Below are 16,394 nucleotides of genomic sequence, written 5' to 3'. Positions count from 1 at the left end.
CATACAGATGGATTCTGGCCTTATAACGATATTACTGCCGCTGGCACTTGCAATCATCATGATGGGACTGGGCCTTGAACTGACGCCTCGGGACTTTAGCCGTGTCACTCGTCACCCCAAAGCCGTATTTATAGCATTGTTCTGCCAACTGGTTATTCTGGTTGGCATTGCCTTTTTACTCTGCAAGCTATTCGCTTTAACCCCATTACTCTCAGTCGGGTTGATGCTCTTGGCGGCTTCGCCCGGGGGTGCAACAGCCAACCTGTTTAGCTATCTGTTTAAAGGTGACTTAGCCCTCAATATCACTTTGACTGCTATCAACTCAGTCATCGCAGCGATTACCTTACCTTTAATTATTAATTTTTCGATCATGCATTTTATGCAGGATAGCCAGCAAGTTGGCCTGCAATTCGGCAAGATTCTGCAAGTCTTTGCGATCATCCTGATTCCGGTGGGAATTGGCATGTTGATTCGGCGCTATGCACCAGGCGTGACAGCAAAACTGAATCGGCCGCTGCGGATTTTTTCGATTGGCTTTTTGGTGCTGATTATTATTGCCACACTCATCAAAGAGCGCAGCAATATCGGTGAATACTTGACCCAGGTGGGTCTGGCGACTGCCTTGTTCTGCATCCTGAGCCTGAGTATTGGTTATCTGATTCCGCGACTACTGAATATTAATAGCGCTCAAGCCCGTGCCAGTGCATTTGAAATTGGCATTCATAACAGCACCCTCGCCATGACCATTGCCCTGACCGTGATTGGCAGTGCTGCTGTGGCGATCCCAGCCGCGGTTTATTCTATCTTTATGTATATCTTTGCTGCAATTTTTGGCAGTCTATTGAATCGGCTTGCACCACTCCCGGCGCAAACACCTTTAACGAATCTGGATTAGATAAGCTCTGGAACTGTTCAAAGGATGCCTCAGGCATCCTTTTTATTTTGGGAATGGATCAAGAAGATAGCAGCGTTGAGTCTGAACTTCCGTTACAATAGCTTTTTGAAAAATGTATAAAGGTTATTTCTGTGAAGTGGTTACAAATTCATATTACGGTTGAACAGGCTCAGGTTGATTTTACTGAGACATTACTCAGCTCGCTAGGCGCAGTGAGTGTGACTCTGGATGATGCTGAAAACCAGGATTTGCTGGAACCACTTCCAGGTGAAACACCACTCTGGAATAAAGTGATTGTGACCGGTATTTATGCGCAGGAAGAAGGCGAAGAAATCGATGTTGCCGCACTAGAAACCTTTATTCGTGCACAAATGCCAGATGCTCCGATCCGTCATGAACTGATTGAAGATCAGGCTTGGGAACGCACCTGGATGGATGCCTATGAGCCAATTCAGATTGCTGATAAATACTGGATCGTACCGGAGTGGATGGAAGCACCTGATGCCGATGCGGTAAATATCAAGCTTGATCCAGGTCTGGCTTTCGGAACAGGCAACCACGCTTCAACTTTCCTGTGCTTACAATGGCTGGGCAAGATTGATGTGAAAGATAAAATTGTTATCGATTATGGCTGTGGTTCAGGCATTCTCGCGGTAGCTGCACTGCTATTAGGTGCGAAAAAAGCATATGCCACTGATATCGATCCACAAGCTGTACTGGCGACTCAGCAAAATGCTGAACTGAATGGCGTACTGGACAAACTCTATGTCGGATTGCCAGAAGAATTTAGAGATGAGCTCGGTAATACCAAAGCTGACGTATTTGTTGCCAATATTCTGGCAGCACCACTGATGATGCTGGCTCCTGAGTTCGCAACTTTAATTAAATCTGAGGGACAGTTCGCACTTGCTGGAGTTATCGAAGAGCAAGTTGCTGATGTTACTAGCATTTACTCAAATTATTTTGATATATTAGAGGTAGAAAAACGAGATGAGCACTGGTGCCGTATCTCGGGTAAACGCCATAAGAACGAATGAGCCTATAAATAATCCATGAGTGACAAAAGAACCCATTGCCCTACCTGTTCCACCACCTATAAGGTCACAGTTGCTCAACTCACCGTTGCGCAGGGTATGGTTTGCTGTCCCAAATGTACCACCTCATTTAATGCCTTATCGCATTTGGTGACCGAAACCCGGAATTCGGTCACCGTCTCAATGTCTCAGGCTCAGTCGAACTCCAGCGAATTCATCAAAACTGATGCTCAAAATAACTCAGGTGTTTATCACACGGATCAGCAGCATCGTCATAGCCTGCTACAGATTTTTGACCAAAAAGTTGAACATTCCAATATTGATCTGGAAACCTATTTAAATAACCTGAATTATTTCAGTACCGAGCCGATTTCAGTTCTGCCGAGCATGAACTGGGAAGATCAGGCAGAAAAGCAGACTAAACGCGGGCCAATGTACTATCTAGGCTGGAGTTTACTCAATCTGTCACTATTCAGCCTGCTGCTATTTCAATTTTTCTGGTTCAATCCGCAATACATCAAAAACAGTCACGTCATGAGTCTGGCTTTTAACAGTGCCTGTGAAGTGTTTAATTGTTCCAATCTGGAAAAATACTACACACTAATTCAGGCCAATAAAGTCAAAATCAAGGCAACCGGTAATAATGAAGCTGAGTTTAGCGGTGAGCTGATCAATTTTCATGACCGTAGCCTGGCCTTACCGATTTTAAGAATCAATCTGGAACATCGCGGTGAAGTGATTGCAACTTATAACCTGTCCTCCGAAGAGTACCTGATTGAAAGTCTGGTCAATATTCAGCGCATCCCAAAAAACAGCCCGTTTAAATTCAAATTTAAGCTTCCAGTCGATCGTAAAAGCTTTGATCGCTATACTTTGGAAATAATTCGCCCCTAATCTGCTGAGAAAGCATTAAAAAATTAAAAAAAGTTAAAAAAAATGCAGTTTTCTTGCTCACTTTTGCTTAGACAATGGTATGATACGCGCCACGAAAGCTATGTGCTGCAACTCCTCGCGACTTTTTCACAACAAATACAGTCTTGCCTAATGCGCTATAAAATTTATTGCGTATCGTGCAGATTTTTTTGTTTTGATTTTGGTCAGTAACAAAACTTTAACTATTGTTACGCTTATTTTTCGACCAAATCGCAGAGATGTGTCAAGCTACAGGCTCAATGTAATGACTAAGTTTTAGAACTTCCGTTTTAGGATCTAAAATGGAGTTCATTTCAATTTCTAGACCACTTTTATATATCACTTTACCCAAGTGATATTTGTTTTTCGGATTAATTCGCATGAATAGCAAATCTCCTATTTTTACTGCACAATCTGATGTTGCTTTACGTATCCACGTAGATCGCGCAGTTCGCCACTATTTTGCACAACTGCAGGGCGAGCAACCATCTCAGGTATACGACATGGTGCTAGCAGAAATGGAGAAACCTCTTCTATCTGTAGTTCTAGAATATACACGTGGTAACCAAACACGTGCTGCCGAGATTCTCGGACTCAACCGTGGTACTTTACGTAAAAAGTTAAAAGCTCACGGTTTAATGAGTGAATAAATGATAAAATGCTTGCGGCTTCCGCAGGCATTTTTTTTAACCTGTAAATTGCTGATTTTGTTTTATTCTGTTCCTTGAAAACTGTGACGAAGATCATGACTATTAAACGCGCTTTAATCTCTGTGTCTGACAAGACTGGTATTGTTGAATTTGCACAAGAACTTGCTGCTCTAGGGGTAGAAATTTTATCTACAGGTGGTACCTACAAATTGTTGAAAGACAATAATGTGGCTGTAGTTGAAGTTTCGGAGCATACAGGTTTTCCAGAGATGATGGACGGCCGTGTAAAAACACTACATCCGAAAATTCATGGGGGTATCCTGGCTCGTCGTGGTCTAGACGAAGCTGTGATGGCTGAACACAACATTGATGCTATTGATTTAGTCGTTGTAAACCTTTATCCATTTGCTGCAACAGTAGCAAAACCAAACTGTTCACTTGCTGATGCCATCGAAAACATCGACATCGGTGGTCCTACCATGGTTCGTGCTGCGGCAAAAAACCATGCATCTGTAGGTATCATCGTAAATGCATCTGACTATGCAACCGTTGTAGCTGAGCTTAAAGCTGAGGGTGCTTTATCTCATGCAACTCGTTTTGACCTAGCGGTGAAAGCCTTTGAACATACTGCACAATATGACGGCATGATCGCATCTTACTTAGGCGCTCGCGTAGGTAAAGAAGAAGGTCAGGCAGACAAGTTTGCACGTACTTTCAATACTCAATTGAACAAAGTTCAAGACCTTCGTTACGGTGAAAACCCGCATCAAGCTGCTGCATTCTATGTAGAAGACACAGCGACTGAAGCTTCTGTTTCAACAGCGAAACAGCTTCAAGGTAAAGAACTCTCTTATAACAACATTGCGGACACTGATGCAGCACTTGAATGTGTGAAATCATTTACGAAGCCTGCTTGTGTGATCGTTAAACACGCCAACCCATGTGGCGTTGCAGTGTCTCTAGACGGTATTCAAGCAGCTTATGATCTTGCGTATGCAACAGATCCTGAATCTGCTTTCGGTGGCATCATTGCATTCAACCGTGAATTAGACGTTGCAACTGCACAAGCGATTGTCGACCGTCAATTTGTTGAAGTAATCATTGCACCGAGCATTGCTGAAGGTGTTCTTGAAGTAACAGGCGCGAAGAAAAACGTACGTGTACTTGTATGTGGCGAACTTCCAGCAATCGATGCGCGTCAATCGCAACTTGACTACAAACGCGTAAACGGTGGTTTACTGGTTCAAGACCAAGACTTGGGCATGATCACGAAAGATGATCTTAAAGTAGTCACCAAACGTGCGCCGACTGAACAAGAAATTGACGACATGATCTTCGCTTGGAAAGTGGCGAAATACGTGAAGTCTAACGCGATTGTTTATGCCAAAAACCGTCAAACCATTGGTGTAGGCGCTGGCCAAATGAGCCGTGTAAACTCAGCTCGTATTGCTGCAATCAAAGCTGAACATGCTGGTTTAGTAGTTGAAGGTGCGGTAATGGCATCTGACGCATTCTTCCCATTCCGTGATGGTATTGATAACGCTGCGAAAGCGGGTATCAAATGCATTATCCAACCGGGTGGTTCTATGCGTGATGAAGAAACGATTGCTGCGGCTGACGAAGCTGGTATTGCAATGGTGTTCACTGGTATGCGTCACTTCCGTCACTAATTAATTTTAAATCCTCCCTAGCCCTCCTTAATAAAGGAGGGTTTTCTATATCATAGTAGAGCGAAGGGAGTCCCCCTTTTATCAAAGGGGGATTTAGGGGGATTCTATTTCAGAAGGATTTTTTTTAATGAATATTTTAGTTTTGGGTAATGGTGGTCGTGAACATGCACTTGCATGGAAAATCGCGCAAGATGATAAAGTCGCAAAAGTATTTGTAGCACCGGGTAATGCAGGTACTGCAACAGAAAATAAATGCGAAAATGTTGCCTTAAATATTTTAGACAATGCTGCGATTATCGACTTTGCAAAAAGCAATGCAGTTGAACTTGTCATTGTCGGCCCTGAAGCACCACTTGTGAATGGTGTGGTTGATGCTTGCCGTGCAGCTGGTGTAAAAATTTGGGGTCCAACGCAGTTTGCTGCACAGCTTGAAGGCTCTAAAGCTTTTGCCAAGCACTTCTTAAAACGTCACAACATTCCAACTGCTTTCTATGACGTGTTTACTGAAGTAGATGCCGCTAAAGCATTTATAGAGAAAAATGGCGCGCCAATCGTGATCAAAGCCGATGGTCTTGCTGCAGGTAAAGGCGTAATCGTTGCCATGACCAATCAAGAAGCATTTGCAGCAATTGATGACATGCTTGCAGGTAACAAGTTTGGCGATGCAGGTTCTCGCGTTGTGATCGAAGAATTCCTTGCGGGTGAAGAAGCATCTTTCATTTGTATGATTGATGGCGACAACATCTTGCCGATGGCAACTTCTCAAGACCATAAACGTATTTTTGAAGGCGACCAAGGTCCGAACACTGGCGGTATGGGTGCTTACTCTCCTGCTCCTGTTGTGACGGCTGACGTATTTGAAAAAACCATGAAAGAAGTGATGCGTCCGACTGTTGACGGCATGAAAGCAGATGGTCATGTTTACACAGGTTTCTTATACGCAGGCTTGATGATTGATGAACAAGGTCAACCTAAAGTGATCGAGTTTAACTGCCGTTTTGGTGACCCTGAAACTCAACCAATCATGATGCGTTTAAAATCATCTTTAGTTGATTTGGTTGAAGCTGGTATTGCTGGTAACTTACCTGCGGAAGCTGAATGGGATGAGCGCAAGACTGTCGGTATCGTACTTGCGTCACGTGGCTATCCTGAAACGTCTAGCAATGGTGATGTGATTTCAGGTTTAGACACTGAAATGGCAGATGCGAAAGTGTTCCATGCAGGTACTAAAGCCAATGAAAATGGTGAGATCGTGACTGCTGGTGGTCGTGTACTTTGCGTGACTGCACTGGGTAATACCATTGGTGAAGCACAAGCAAAAGCTTTAGAACTTTGCAAAAAAGTGACATTCGACGGCGTTCAATACCGTAAAGATATTGGTTACCGTGCGATTGCGCGTGAAAATGCTTAATCTAAATTTTGGTTAAGTAAAAACCCCGCTAAGTGCGGGGTTTTTAATTAGTAATTTTTATTTCATTTGAGCTACTAATTCTTTCCATTCATCAAAATTAGTATCTTGTGGATTACTCCAGTTTAATTCTTTCCCGACTTTTATTTTTCTAAGACCTATATTTCTTCTACAAGTAGCTAGCTCAAGCAACTCGGATAATATTCCCCACAATTCAAAAATTACTTCATATTCTGGACGTCTTCCACTATGCACTAGTTTATTTCGAGATTTTCGAGCACTCTCTAATATCTTATAATTTTGTCTTGAGATAATTTTGGCTAACCTTAAAAGTTTATGCTTAGTTGCTATATTTTTTAAAAACTTAGCTTCTTCCCATGTTGTATGTAAACATCTTACTTGTCTTGGATAGCTATCCTTACATTTAATATAAATTTTCTTCCATAAAATTTCTGTAATTTGCTCAACTACAATCCACAAATTATTAAGCGCATCATTATTGTTTTGATTAATTAAAGATGTATAACCATTTAATAGAAAGAATGGTGTAAAAGATGGAATTGACTTAATTATTTCCTGCCCAGCATTATAAGCGAGTCTTAGATCATTAAAATGTAAAACTCTAGGATGCATCAACGGTAGATATCGTTCAGATATAGATGCCCAATTGCACCTTAATTGATTATGAAGCGATGGCAAATTAGAAAATAAACTTCGCTTTTCATATAATAGACCTCTTGCGAAAGTAAAAACCACCTCAATATAGATTTCATGAGATATCAGAAATTAAACCGTTTTTCAGATTCTGAATTTAAACGCCTGGTTGGCGTACCTCGACCAGTTTTTACCGAAATGGTAGATGTTTTAGAAAAAGCAGAATCACTCAAAAAGAAATCAGGTCGTCCTCATACTTTAGATTTAGAGGATCAGTTGTTATTAACGCTCAATTACTTACGGAACTACAGCACTCAACTGGAATTGGCGGCAAATTACCATATCGCTGAAAGCAATGTGAATCGAACCATTAAAAAAGTTGAAGATGCATTAATGAAATCAAGACGTTTTACTCTGCCAAAACGAAGCATTACCACAGCAGACGAACACTTTAACTGGGTCATTATTGATGCCACAGAATGTTCAATAGAACGCCCGAAAAAAAAATCAGAGTAAGTTCTACAGTGGTAAAAAGAAGAAACATACGCTAAAAGTACAAGTGATCTATCATCCGAAGAGCAAACAAATCATAGGGCTAGATATATCGAATGGCAGTCAGCATGACATTAAACTGGCAAGAAAAACGGTTAAGAAATTCAAACATTGTGAATATGTTATGACCGATTTAGGTTACTATGGATTAGAGAAAGATGGCTTTAAATTATTGATGCCAATAAAGAAAAAGAAGAATTTACCCTTATTTGATGTTGAGAAAAAGTACAATAAAATGATTGGAAAAATACGAGTTGTGATCGAACACATCAATAGTCAATTGAAAACATTTAGAATATTAAGTGAACGCTATCGAAATAGACGGAAAAGATTTGGTTTACGCGTCAACTTAATAGCTGCATTGGTAAACCGGATAAATTTTCAATAATGACTTTCGCAAGAGATCTAATGTACCTACATCTAACTCATGAGGATGCAAGACCTCTGCATGGATCCCACCTAATAACAGGCAACACAAAATCTCATTTAATTTAGTAATACCATCAATGCGTGTTGGAAAATTTTCGCTTTGAGGGATTGCAATTGCTCCGTTATAACTAATTAAAGCACCTAAACTATCATCACTTTCTAAAGAAAGAATTCCGATTACTTTTGATAGTTGCATTCCCTCATAATCATTGTTATTGATCTGATCTAATGAAAAATTAATCCTAGGTTGTTGTTCACTAATGATTGCTGAAAAAGGTTTTAGATGAACCATCCAAGCAGGATTACTACAAACTTGCGTTTCTTGATTCTGAATCTGTTGATCATCCAACATAATTTCATCCATGTTATATTAAATTTTAATGATTAATAGATAACATCTTATATCTTGGTCTAAGTATATGTCATCAGCTTCAATTACCACCCCTCGCCTGATCCTGCGCCAATGGCAAGAATCCGACACTACCCCATTTATCCAAATGTGTGCAGATGATGAGGTCATGCGCTACTTCCCTAAAAAACTCGATGCGACTGAGGCAACCGCTTTTCTTGAACGTATTCGTACTGCTATTAAAACGCGTGGATGGGGACTCTTTGCCGTAGAACTCAAAGCGACAGGCGAATTCATCGGATTTATTGGCTTACACGTACATCCACCTGAATTTGAAATTGCCGATGCACCTGAAATTGGCTGGCGCTTGCTACCGCAATACTGGAATCAAGGCTATGCCACTGAAGGAGCCAAAGCGGTACTGAAATATGCTTTTAGAACTCTACGACTCGAGAAAGTCATTTCTTTTACTGCATGCGTTAACACGCCATCAGAACGTGTCATGCAAAACATTGGCTTAGAAAAAGTGGGAGAGTTTGATCATCCGCTTGTACCTGCCGATCATATCTTGTGTAGACACGTACTCTATGAAAAACAGCGTTCGGATTATCTCTATATTCCCTTTTGTTAAAACAAGCTTGCAGTATCATGACCTGAGGAAACCAAGATCAGATACTGACTCGCTTAGTTAATATAAAGGAAAGATTTATCTCGTTAATGATCGAATTTTCTTCATTTCCCAAAAAATCAGATATTTTTTTATATTTATCTATATGCATTTTTTATATTTCTATCTTACAAAATCTTATAAAGATCACTATTTAAACACATCCATTAAAACTATATTTTCAATATAAATAATATATTGTTTTAATTAATATTTTCTTTAAAAGATCTTTTTTTTATATTCGACTAAAGAGATAAGCAAGGCTTTTTTATCCAGTATATCGAATATAGATTTATTGCTATGATATCCGCAACTTCAGAGCACATAAACCTTGGCATGTACTTATAAAATATCTATTTTCTCTCTCCAAAATAGATCAAGTACATCAGATTTGGGCTGCCTCTGACTTGATCAAGTTCACCAGAACTGTTGCTGCACGCTTGCATCTTCCGATCTCAAGCCCTCCTCAGCAATGATCAAGCCACCTACTTAGATCGTAATAAAACTCTTATTTAACACGATTTAAAAATGCTTATACTTTAGGCAAGAATAGAATTAGGACAATTTCATGAAAAAGTTACTTGGCGTTATCTTGAGTGCCTCTGTATTGACTTTAACTGGGTGTGGTAAACAAGAAGCGCCTGCCACTGATGCAGCGCAAAGCAAAGATGCTAATGGTCTTCAAACTGTAACTATGGCTTCGACCGGTTCAGATGCAGACGTATGGCGTTATATCGCGACCCTGCCTGAAACCAAAGCAGCCGGTATCAAACTTGATGTGAAAAATTTTACTGACTATGTGTCAATGAACACGGCAGTAGCCAACAAAGAAATTGATGTGAATGCATTCCAGTCTTATGCCTATATGGTGGCTTACAACGATGCCAACACAGCCAAAATTGTACCTCTATCTACCACTTATTTAGAGCCAATGGGTATTTACTCAAGCAAAGTGAAATCTTTAAACGAGTTTAAAACTGGTGCAACCATTGCTATTCCTAACGACGGCGCAAACGAATCACGTGCATTATTACTTTTACAATCAGCAGGCCTGGTTAAATTAAAAGCTGGTTTCGACAATGTCAAAGGCACAACGTCTGATGTGACCGAAAATGCAAAACAAATCGTGATTAAGCCCATTCAAATGGCGACTGCAGTACGCGTAAAAGACGAAGTTGATGCGATTGTGCTGGGCAATACCTTGGCAATGGAAGGTGGTTTAAACGTATTGAAAGATGCGATTTACTATGAGCCGATTGATCAAAGCACAAAAATGAACGTCAACGTATTAGCGGTTGCAGCAGATCGTCAAAATGATCCAGTCCTGCAAAAAGTGGGTGCGTTGTATCATACGCCAGCAGTAAAAGCATATGTTGATGAGCATTTTGGTGGTACTAAAGTTGCGGTAAACAAACCTGTGACGTATTTAACTGAATCAAAATAGTACTATAATAGACTTTTAGAACAGGCAAGGACGATTTCTTGCCTGTTTTTTTATCCGTGATGCAGTTTTTGACACTATGATTGAATTTAAAGATATTTCAAAACAGTATGAGCTTAAGGGTCAAACCTTGCATGCCTTGAATCAGATTAATCTTCAGATTCCAACCGGCAGTATTTTTGGCATCATCGGTTATAGTGGTGCCGGTAAAAGCACCCTCATCCGTCTGATCAACCTGCTTGAGCGCCCAAGCTCAGGCCGGATTATCATTAACGGAACAGATTTTACCGCACTGGATGCCAAAGCATTGCGTCAAGAACGTGCCAGCATCGGCATGATTTTCCAGCATTTCAATTTAATGCAAACCAAAACCGTGGCAGCCAATATCGAAATGCCCATGAAACTCCTCGGCTGGAGCAAGGCAGAACGGGAAAAGCGCCTCGAAGAATTATTAGACTTTATTGACCTGAAACATAAACGTCATGCTTTTCCAGATGAATTGTCTGGCGGTCAAAAGCAGCGTGTTGGTATTGCCCGTGCCCTTGCCAATCATCCAAAAATTTTACTCTGTGATGAAGCGACTTCTGCACTTGATCCACAAACCACCAAATCTGTTCTACAGCTACTTAAAAAAATTAATGAAGAACAAGGCATCACCATTGTTATGGTTACCCATGAAATGGATGTAATTGAAACCGTGTGTGATTATGTCGCCGTGATGGAAAAAGGTGATGTGATTGAAACCGGCAGTACCTTACAAATATTCAGTCAGCCCCAGCACCCGACGACCAAGAATTTTATTCAGACCGTATTACAGCAGCATTTACCAGTCAATATTCTGAATAATCTGGAAAACCAGAATCACAACAGTATTTATTGCCTGAAATTCCTTGGTAGCTCGGCACAGGAAACCGTGATTCAAGCGGTGATTAAACAGTTTGATATCAGTTTAAATATTCTGTTTGCCAATATGACCGAAATTAATGGCACGGTGATTGGCCAGATGTTTATTCAGCTACTGGGTGATGCACAAGAAATTCAAGCAGCAATAAAATTCCTTGAACAACACGGCGTACAAGTCGATCAGGCGGGAGTACAGGCATGAGAGATTTAATTGTACAGTGGCTGACAACGATCACTGCGCCGTTCTGGAAAAGCTCCCTGTCGATAGATCAGTTTGTGACAGCGCTGCAAGAAACCTTTCATATGGTGTTCTTCGCGATGCTGTTTGGCTGTATCTGGGGCTTCATTCAGGCGATTACTCTACTGGTGACCCGTCCGAATGGGATTCTGCCGAATCGTGTGATTTATCACGGTCTCAATCCGATTGTGAATGCGCTACGTTCATTGCCATTTATTATCTTGCTGATTGCGGTGATTCCACTGACCAAGTTAATTGTCGGCACATCGATTGGGACCTGGGCAGCGATTGTTCCATTGACCATTTATGTCGGCCCATACATTGGTCGCCTGATTGAAACCTCTTTACTCGAAGTGAATGAAGGTATTATCGAATCTGCCCAAGCGATGGGCGCGACGCCAATCCAAATTATCTTTAAGTTTATTCTGCCGGAAGCGCGTAGCTCACTGATTCTAAACTTGACTACTGCTACCATCAGTTTGATTGGTGCAACGGCAATGGCCGGTGCTGTCGGTGCGGGTGGTATTGGTGACTTAGCGATTTCTTATGGTTATCAGCGTTTTGATACCTCTGTAGTCATCATGACGGTGATTGTATTACTGATTCTAGTGCAGATTGTACAAAGCCTCGGTGACTGGTTATCCCGACTTCGTTAAGCTAGTTTTTATGTATAAATAAAGCCCTTTAAAAAGAGGGTTTTATTGTTTTTAATACTTACGAACCCTTTCTCATTATTTCAAAGTAAAGTCCTGCAACTATTTGATACGTGCCACCGCGACAGGAAGTCGCCCGTTGGTCTGTGGCACATGGAAGTGCCATCAGATCAACAAAGAGGTTTTGTTACTTTTGCCCCGTTAAAAGTAAAAGAAAATATCTTCTAACAACTAACTAAATAATCAGCTTAAAAAATCAAATTCAAACTTGACCTAAAAGTTAGCCATTTCCCCTCAATTTCAAACTGAAACAATAAATCCCATGTTAAACTATTCAATGGTTTTAGCAGGGACTCATCTATGCACTTTGTTCATCTTGGTATTCATACAGAATTTTCGATTACTGAATCCATCGTACGGATACCTGACTTGGTCAAAGCTGCCGAAGAAGAACAGATGCCTGCCCTTGCGCTCACGGATCTTTCTAACCTGCATGCTGCCGTCAAGTTCTATGGCAAATGTCTGAGCAAACGCATCAAGCCGATTCTGGGTTCTGAAATTCGCCTGAATGATGCCGAACATCGCATGACCTTATTGGCCATGACCAATACCGGCTGGCGTAATTTGACTGAATTAGTATCTGAAGGCTTTATCAGTGGCCAGCAACTGGATATTCCCTGCGTTCAAAAACAATGGATTTTAAATCAGCCTGAGGACATGATTGCCCTGCTCGGCATGCATTCCGATGTCGGCAAAATGCTGATGAGTTCAAATCCGCAAAAAGCGGAACCGCTGCTAGAAGAATGGGTCGAAAAATTTGGTAATCGTGTTTATCTTGCCCTGACCCGTACCAATCGTCCGGATGAAGATAACTTTATTCTGGAAGCCGTTAAGCTGGCAAAAAAATACAATATCGGTGTGGTCGCACATAATGATGTGCATTTCATGACCCGTGAAGATTATGAAGCGCATGAAGCACGGGTATGTATTGCAGATGGTTATGTGCTTGGTGACAACCGCCGCCCTAAAACCTATTCACCTGAACAATATTTCAAATCTGCTGAAGAAATGACAGCGCTGTTCTCGGATATTCCATCTGCGATTGAGAACACCTATCACATTGCCAAACGCTGTAATGTGACGCTGCAACTGGGCAAATACTTCCTGCCTGATTATCCGATTCCTGAAGGTCATACCATTGATACCTTCTTTGCACACTTGTCCAAAGAAGGTCTGGAAGAACGCCTGAATTTCCTGTATCCGCCTGAACAACGTGATGAAGACTGGCCAGAAATCCGCAAGCCTTATGATGAGCGTATCGAATACGAGATTAACATCATTAACTCGATGGGATTCCCGGGCTACTTCCTGATCGTGATGGACTTCATTCAGTGGTCGAAAAGTAACGGCGTTCCGGTCGGTCCGGGCCGTGGTTCGGGTGCAGGTTCACTGGTCGCCTATAGCTTAAAAATTACCGATCTTGACCCGCTGCGTTATGAACTGCTGTTCGAACGTTTCCTGAACCCGGAACGTGTTTCGATGCCCGACTTCGACGTCGATTTCTGTATCGCAGGCCGTGACCGCGTGATTGACTATGTAGCACGTACCTATGGCCGTGATGCGGTCTCCCAGATTGCAACATTCGGCACTATGGCGGCCAAAGGTGCGATTCGTGATGTTGCGCGCGTTTTGGGTAAATCTTATGGCTTGGCGGATCGTATCTCGAAAATGATTCCGACCAAGCCTTTAGGTCTAAGCCTGCTTGAGTCACTAGAAGCTGAACCCCAGCTTAAAGATATCGTCACCAATCCATCCAATCCAGACCATGACGATGCAGCCGAAATCTGGGAAATGGCACTGAAACTGGAAGGTATTACCCGAAACACCGGTAAACACGCCGGTGGTGTGGTGATCTCGCCAACCAAAATTACCGATTTCTCTGCGGTCATGTGTGATGCCGATGGTACCGGACGCGTGGCACAGTTCGATAAAGACGATGTCGAATCTGCAGGTCTGGTGAAGTTTGACTTCTTGGGTTTGCGTAACCTGACGGTGATTGAAGATGCGGTTAAAAATATCAATAAACGCATCAAAGCGGATAAACCTTTAGATATTGCTTATATCCCGCTTGAAGATAAAGACGCATATCTGGTCTTTGCCAATGCCAACACCACCGCGGTATTCCAGTTTGAATCCGTGGGCATGAAGAAGATGCTGAAAGAGGCACGCCCGAGCAAGTTTGAAGAAATTATTGCCTTCGTATCGCTGTACCGTCCAGGCCCGATGGATCTGATTCCTGACTTTATCCACCGGATGCATGGTGGCGATTTTGAATATCTGCATCCATTGCTTGAAGGCGTGCTAGAACCCACCTACGGGATTATGGTGTATCAGGAACAGGTAATGCAGGCTGCACAGTACTGTGCCGGCTATACCCTTGGTGGCGCGGACTTGTTACGTCGTGCCATGGGTAAGAAAAAACCGGAAGAAATGGTCAAACAGCGCCAGATCTTTATTGAAGGTGCATCGAAAAAAGACATTGATGAAGCCACGGCCAACCATATCTTCGACTATATGGAAAAGTTCGCCGGCTATGGTTTTAACAAATCGCATGCGGCTGCCTATGCCCTAGTTGCTTACCAAACTGCATGGCTAAAAGCGCATTATCCGGCGGAATTCCTGTCTGCGGTATTGACCTCGGAGATGCAGAACACCGACAACGTGGTATTTCTGATTGATGACTGTCGCAAGAATAATCTGGAAGTTTTGCCGCCGTCAGTGAATATGTCGCTGTATCAATTCCATGCCACTGATGAGCAAACTATTGTCTATGGTCTGGGGGCAATCAAAGGCGTCGGTGAAGCGGCGATGCAATCGGTGATTGACTCACGTGCGCAAGAAGGTCCATTCCGTGACTTATTTGATTTCTGTCATCGTATTGACCTGAAAAAAATCAATAAGCGCACCCTGGAAGCACTGATTCGCTCAGGTGCACTGGATTGCTTAGGCATTGATCGTGCCGACCTGATGGCGCAACTGCCTGAAGCGGTTCAAGCTGCGGAACAGGCACGTTCCAACCGTGAAACCGGCATCATGGACTTGTTTGGCGAAGTGGAAGAAGTTCAGCGCAAGCCATCTAAACCCGTCAAACCTTGGGCGGATGAAGTTCGCCTGAAAGGTGAGAAAGACACACTTGGTCTGTATCTGACCGGCCACCCGATTGATGTGTATCGCAATGAGCTGAAAGCCTTTGTGCCTAGTCAGATCAATGAGCTAACGCCGACCCGCCGTGGTGTAACCACCGTGTTTGCAGGACTGGTGGTAGATATTGCCAACTTCCCGAACCGGATGATGATGACCCTAGATGATGGTACAGCACGGATTGAGATTTCAGCCAATCACGAACGCTTCAACCGCTTTAAAGAGATTATCCAGCTCGATAAAGTGGTGGTGATTGAAGGCGAAATCTATGAGCGTGAAGGCTTTGACCGTCCGATGGGACGCCTCACCAAGGCATTTAGCCTGAATGAAATTCGCCAGAAACGTGCCAATAGCATCAAGATCACCCTCACAGCCGAGCATTTCAGTAAGAGCTTGAGCCGTGACCTGCAGCAAATTCTGACTCCTTATTGCAATGTCGATATGTCCGCACATATTCCGGTGATTCTATATCTGGACTATCCGTATGCCACGACTGAACTGCATCTGGGTCTCAACTGGAAAGTCGCCCCACTGGATGAGCTCCTAGCCAAATTGCGTGATTATTTTGGTAAAGAAGCCTTGCATATTGAATATCAGGTCAAGTCCAAAGCTGCCAAAGCCGTGTCCTATGAACAGGCCAAGCCAGTGGATGTTCCTCCGCCGCCTGTGGGCATGAGCATGGATGATGCACTGGAACTGTATCAGGCTGAATCCCAGCCGCAATATTCATAAATCCTG

14 protein-coding genes are annotated in these 16,394 nt (G+C 42.5%); 12 read left to right on the top strand and 2 right to left on the bottom strand.

The window, feature by feature from the left end; all coding sequences use genetic code 11:
* The first annotated feature begins 7 nt into the window (after positions 1 to 7).
* The 6 genes from PV763_RS01235 (at position 8) to purD (ending at position 6,572) form a co-directional block, all read left to right on the top strand.
* Positions 8 to 895: a bile acid:sodium symporter family protein gene (locus PV763_RS01235; RefSeq protein ID WP_420937255.1), complete on the top strand. Its 888-nt coding sequence runs from the start codon at positions 8 to 10 to the stop codon at positions 893 to 895.
* 131 nt (positions 896 to 1,026) lie between these two features.
* Complete coding sequence (prmA, locus tag PV763_RS01230; RefSeq protein ID WP_005100866.1) at positions 1,027 to 1,932, top strand: 50S ribosomal protein L11 methyltransferase; 906 nt, start codon at positions 1,027 to 1,029, stop codon at positions 1,930 to 1,932.
* 15 nt (positions 1,933 to 1,947) lie between these two features.
* On the top strand, positions 1,948 to 2,823 hold the full coding sequence (locus PV763_RS01225) for a DUF3426 domain-containing protein (protein WP_420937254.1): 876 nt from the start codon (positions 1,948 to 1,950) through the stop codon (positions 2,821 to 2,823).
* Positions 2,824 to 3,221: 398 nt separating this feature from the next.
* Positions 3,222 to 3,491: a DNA-binding transcriptional regulator Fis gene (fis, locus tag PV763_RS01220; protein WP_001086304.1), complete on the top strand. Its 270-nt coding sequence runs from the start codon at positions 3,222 to 3,224 to the stop codon at positions 3,489 to 3,491.
* Positions 3,492 to 3,586: 95 nt separating this feature from the next.
* Complete coding sequence (purH, locus tag PV763_RS01215; RefSeq protein ID WP_191112734.1) at positions 3,587 to 5,161, top strand: bifunctional phosphoribosylaminoimidazolecarboxamide formyltransferase/IMP cyclohydrolase; 1,575 nt, start codon at positions 3,587 to 3,589, stop codon at positions 5,159 to 5,161.
* A gap of 127 nt (positions 5,162 to 5,288) precedes the next feature.
* Positions 5,289 to 6,572 carry a phosphoribosylamine--glycine ligase gene (purD, locus tag PV763_RS01210; protein ID WP_420937253.1) on the top strand — a complete coding sequence of 428 codons (1,284 nt, stop codon included), beginning with the start codon at positions 5,289 to 5,291 and terminating at the stop codon, positions 6,570 to 6,572.
* A gap of 57 nt (positions 6,573 to 6,629) precedes the next feature.
* On the opposite strand, the gene PV763_RS01205 is transcribed toward purD, so the two are convergent.
* Entirely contained in the window at positions 6,630 to 7,202 is a 573-nt protein-coding gene (locus PV763_RS01205; RefSeq protein WP_420937252.1) for a hypothetical protein, read from the bottom strand.
* 138 nt (positions 7,203 to 7,340) lie between these two features.
* Between PV763_RS01205 and PV763_RS01200 the strand changes: the two genes are divergently transcribed.
* A protein-coding gene (locus PV763_RS01200; protein ID WP_325756114.1) for an IS5 family transposase occupies positions 7,341 to 8,163 on the top strand; the annotation gives its coding sequence in 2 pieces (ribosomal slippage) (positions 7,341 to 7,721 and positions 7,723 to 8,163; 822 coding nt in all).
* Here the strand turns inward: PV763_RS01200 and PV763_RS01195 are convergent.
* Positions 8,125 to 8,556 carry a hypothetical protein gene (locus tag PV763_RS01195; RefSeq protein WP_420937251.1) on the bottom strand — a complete coding sequence of 144 codons (432 nt, stop codon included), beginning with the start codon at positions 8,554 to 8,556 and terminating at the stop codon, positions 8,125 to 8,127. The genes PV763_RS01200 and PV763_RS01195 overlap by 39 nt on opposite strands.
* A gap of 67 nt (positions 8,557 to 8,623) precedes the next feature.
* Here PV763_RS01195 and PV763_RS01190 point away from each other — a divergent pair, with 67 nt between their 5' ends.
* The 5 genes from PV763_RS01190 (at position 8,624) to dnaE (ending at position 16,388) form a co-directional block, all read left to right on the top strand.
* Entirely contained in the window at positions 8,624 to 9,184 is a 561-nt protein-coding gene (locus PV763_RS01190; protein ID WP_420937250.1) for a GNAT family N-acetyltransferase, read from the top strand.
* Between the two features lie 604 nt (positions 9,185 to 9,788).
* Positions 9,789 to 10,664, top strand: coding sequence for a MetQ/NlpA family ABC transporter substrate-binding protein (locus PV763_RS01185; protein WP_005263086.1), 876 nt, complete (start codon positions 9,789 to 9,791; stop codon positions 10,662 to 10,664).
* A gap of 76 nt (positions 10,665 to 10,740) precedes the next feature.
* Positions 10,741 to 11,766, top strand: coding sequence for a methionine ABC transporter ATP-binding protein (locus PV763_RS01180; protein WP_005100878.1), 1,026 nt, complete (start codon positions 10,741 to 10,743; stop codon positions 11,764 to 11,766).
* Positions 11,763 to 12,458, top strand: coding sequence for a methionine ABC transporter permease (locus PV763_RS01175; protein ID WP_312327358.1), 696 nt, complete (start codon positions 11,763 to 11,765; stop codon positions 12,456 to 12,458). The genes PV763_RS01180 and PV763_RS01175 overlap by 4 nt, the downstream gene beginning before the upstream one ends.
* Positions 12,459 to 12,815: 357 nt before the next feature.
* Positions 12,816 to 16,388 carry a DNA polymerase III subunit alpha gene (dnaE, locus tag PV763_RS01170; RefSeq protein ID WP_420937249.1) on the top strand — a complete coding sequence of 1,191 codons (3,573 nt, stop codon included), beginning with the start codon at positions 12,816 to 12,818 and terminating at the stop codon, positions 16,386 to 16,388.
* Positions 16,389 to 16,394 lie beyond the last annotated feature (6 nt).

It is taken from the genome of Acinetobacter sp. AS5, from assembly GCF_048957595.1.
Classification (GTDB): domain Bacteria; phylum Pseudomonadota; class Gammaproteobacteria; order Pseudomonadales; family Moraxellaceae; genus Acinetobacter.
This window is presented reverse-complemented; position numbering and strand designations above follow the sequence as displayed.

Coding starts and splice junctions, on each gene's coding strand:
- PV763_RS01235 (WP_420937255.1), top strand. CDS start 8: ATGGATTCTGGCCTTATAACGATATTACTGCCGCTGGCACTTGCAATC.
- PV763_RS01225 (WP_420937254.1), top strand. CDS start 1,948: ATGAGTGACAAAAGAACCCATTGCCCTACCTGTTCCACCACCTATAAG.
- fis (WP_001086304.1), top strand. CDS start 3,222: ATGAATAGCAAATCTCCTATTTTTACTGCACAATCTGATGTTGCTTTA.
- purH (WP_191112734.1), top strand. CDS start 3,587: ATGACTATTAAACGCGCTTTAATCTCTGTGTCTGACAAGACTGGTATT.
- purD (WP_420937253.1), top strand. CDS start 5,289: ATGAATATTTTAGTTTTGGGTAATGGTGGTCGTGAACATGCACTTGCA.
- PV763_RS01205 (WP_420937252.1), bottom strand. CDS start 7,202: ATGCATCCTAGAGTTTTACATTTTAATGATCTAAGACTCGCTTATAAT.
- PV763_RS01195 (WP_420937251.1), bottom strand. CDS start 8,556: ATGTTGGATGATCAACAGATTCAGAATCAAGAAACGCAAGTTTGTAGT.
- PV763_RS01190 (WP_420937250.1), top strand. CDS start 8,624: ATGTCATCAGCTTCAATTACCACCCCTCGCCTGATCCTGCGCCAATGG.
- PV763_RS01185 (WP_005263086.1), top strand. CDS start 9,789: ATGAAAAAGTTACTTGGCGTTATCTTGAGTGCCTCTGTATTGACTTTA.
- PV763_RS01180 (WP_005100878.1), top strand. CDS start 10,741: ATGATTGAATTTAAAGATATTTCAAAACAGTATGAGCTTAAGGGTCAA.
- PV763_RS01175 (WP_312327358.1), top strand. CDS start 11,763: ATGAGAGATTTAATTGTACAGTGGCTGACAACGATCACTGCGCCGTTC.
- dnaE (WP_420937249.1), top strand. CDS start 12,816: ATGCACTTTGTTCATCTTGGTATTCATACAGAATTTTCGATTACTGAA.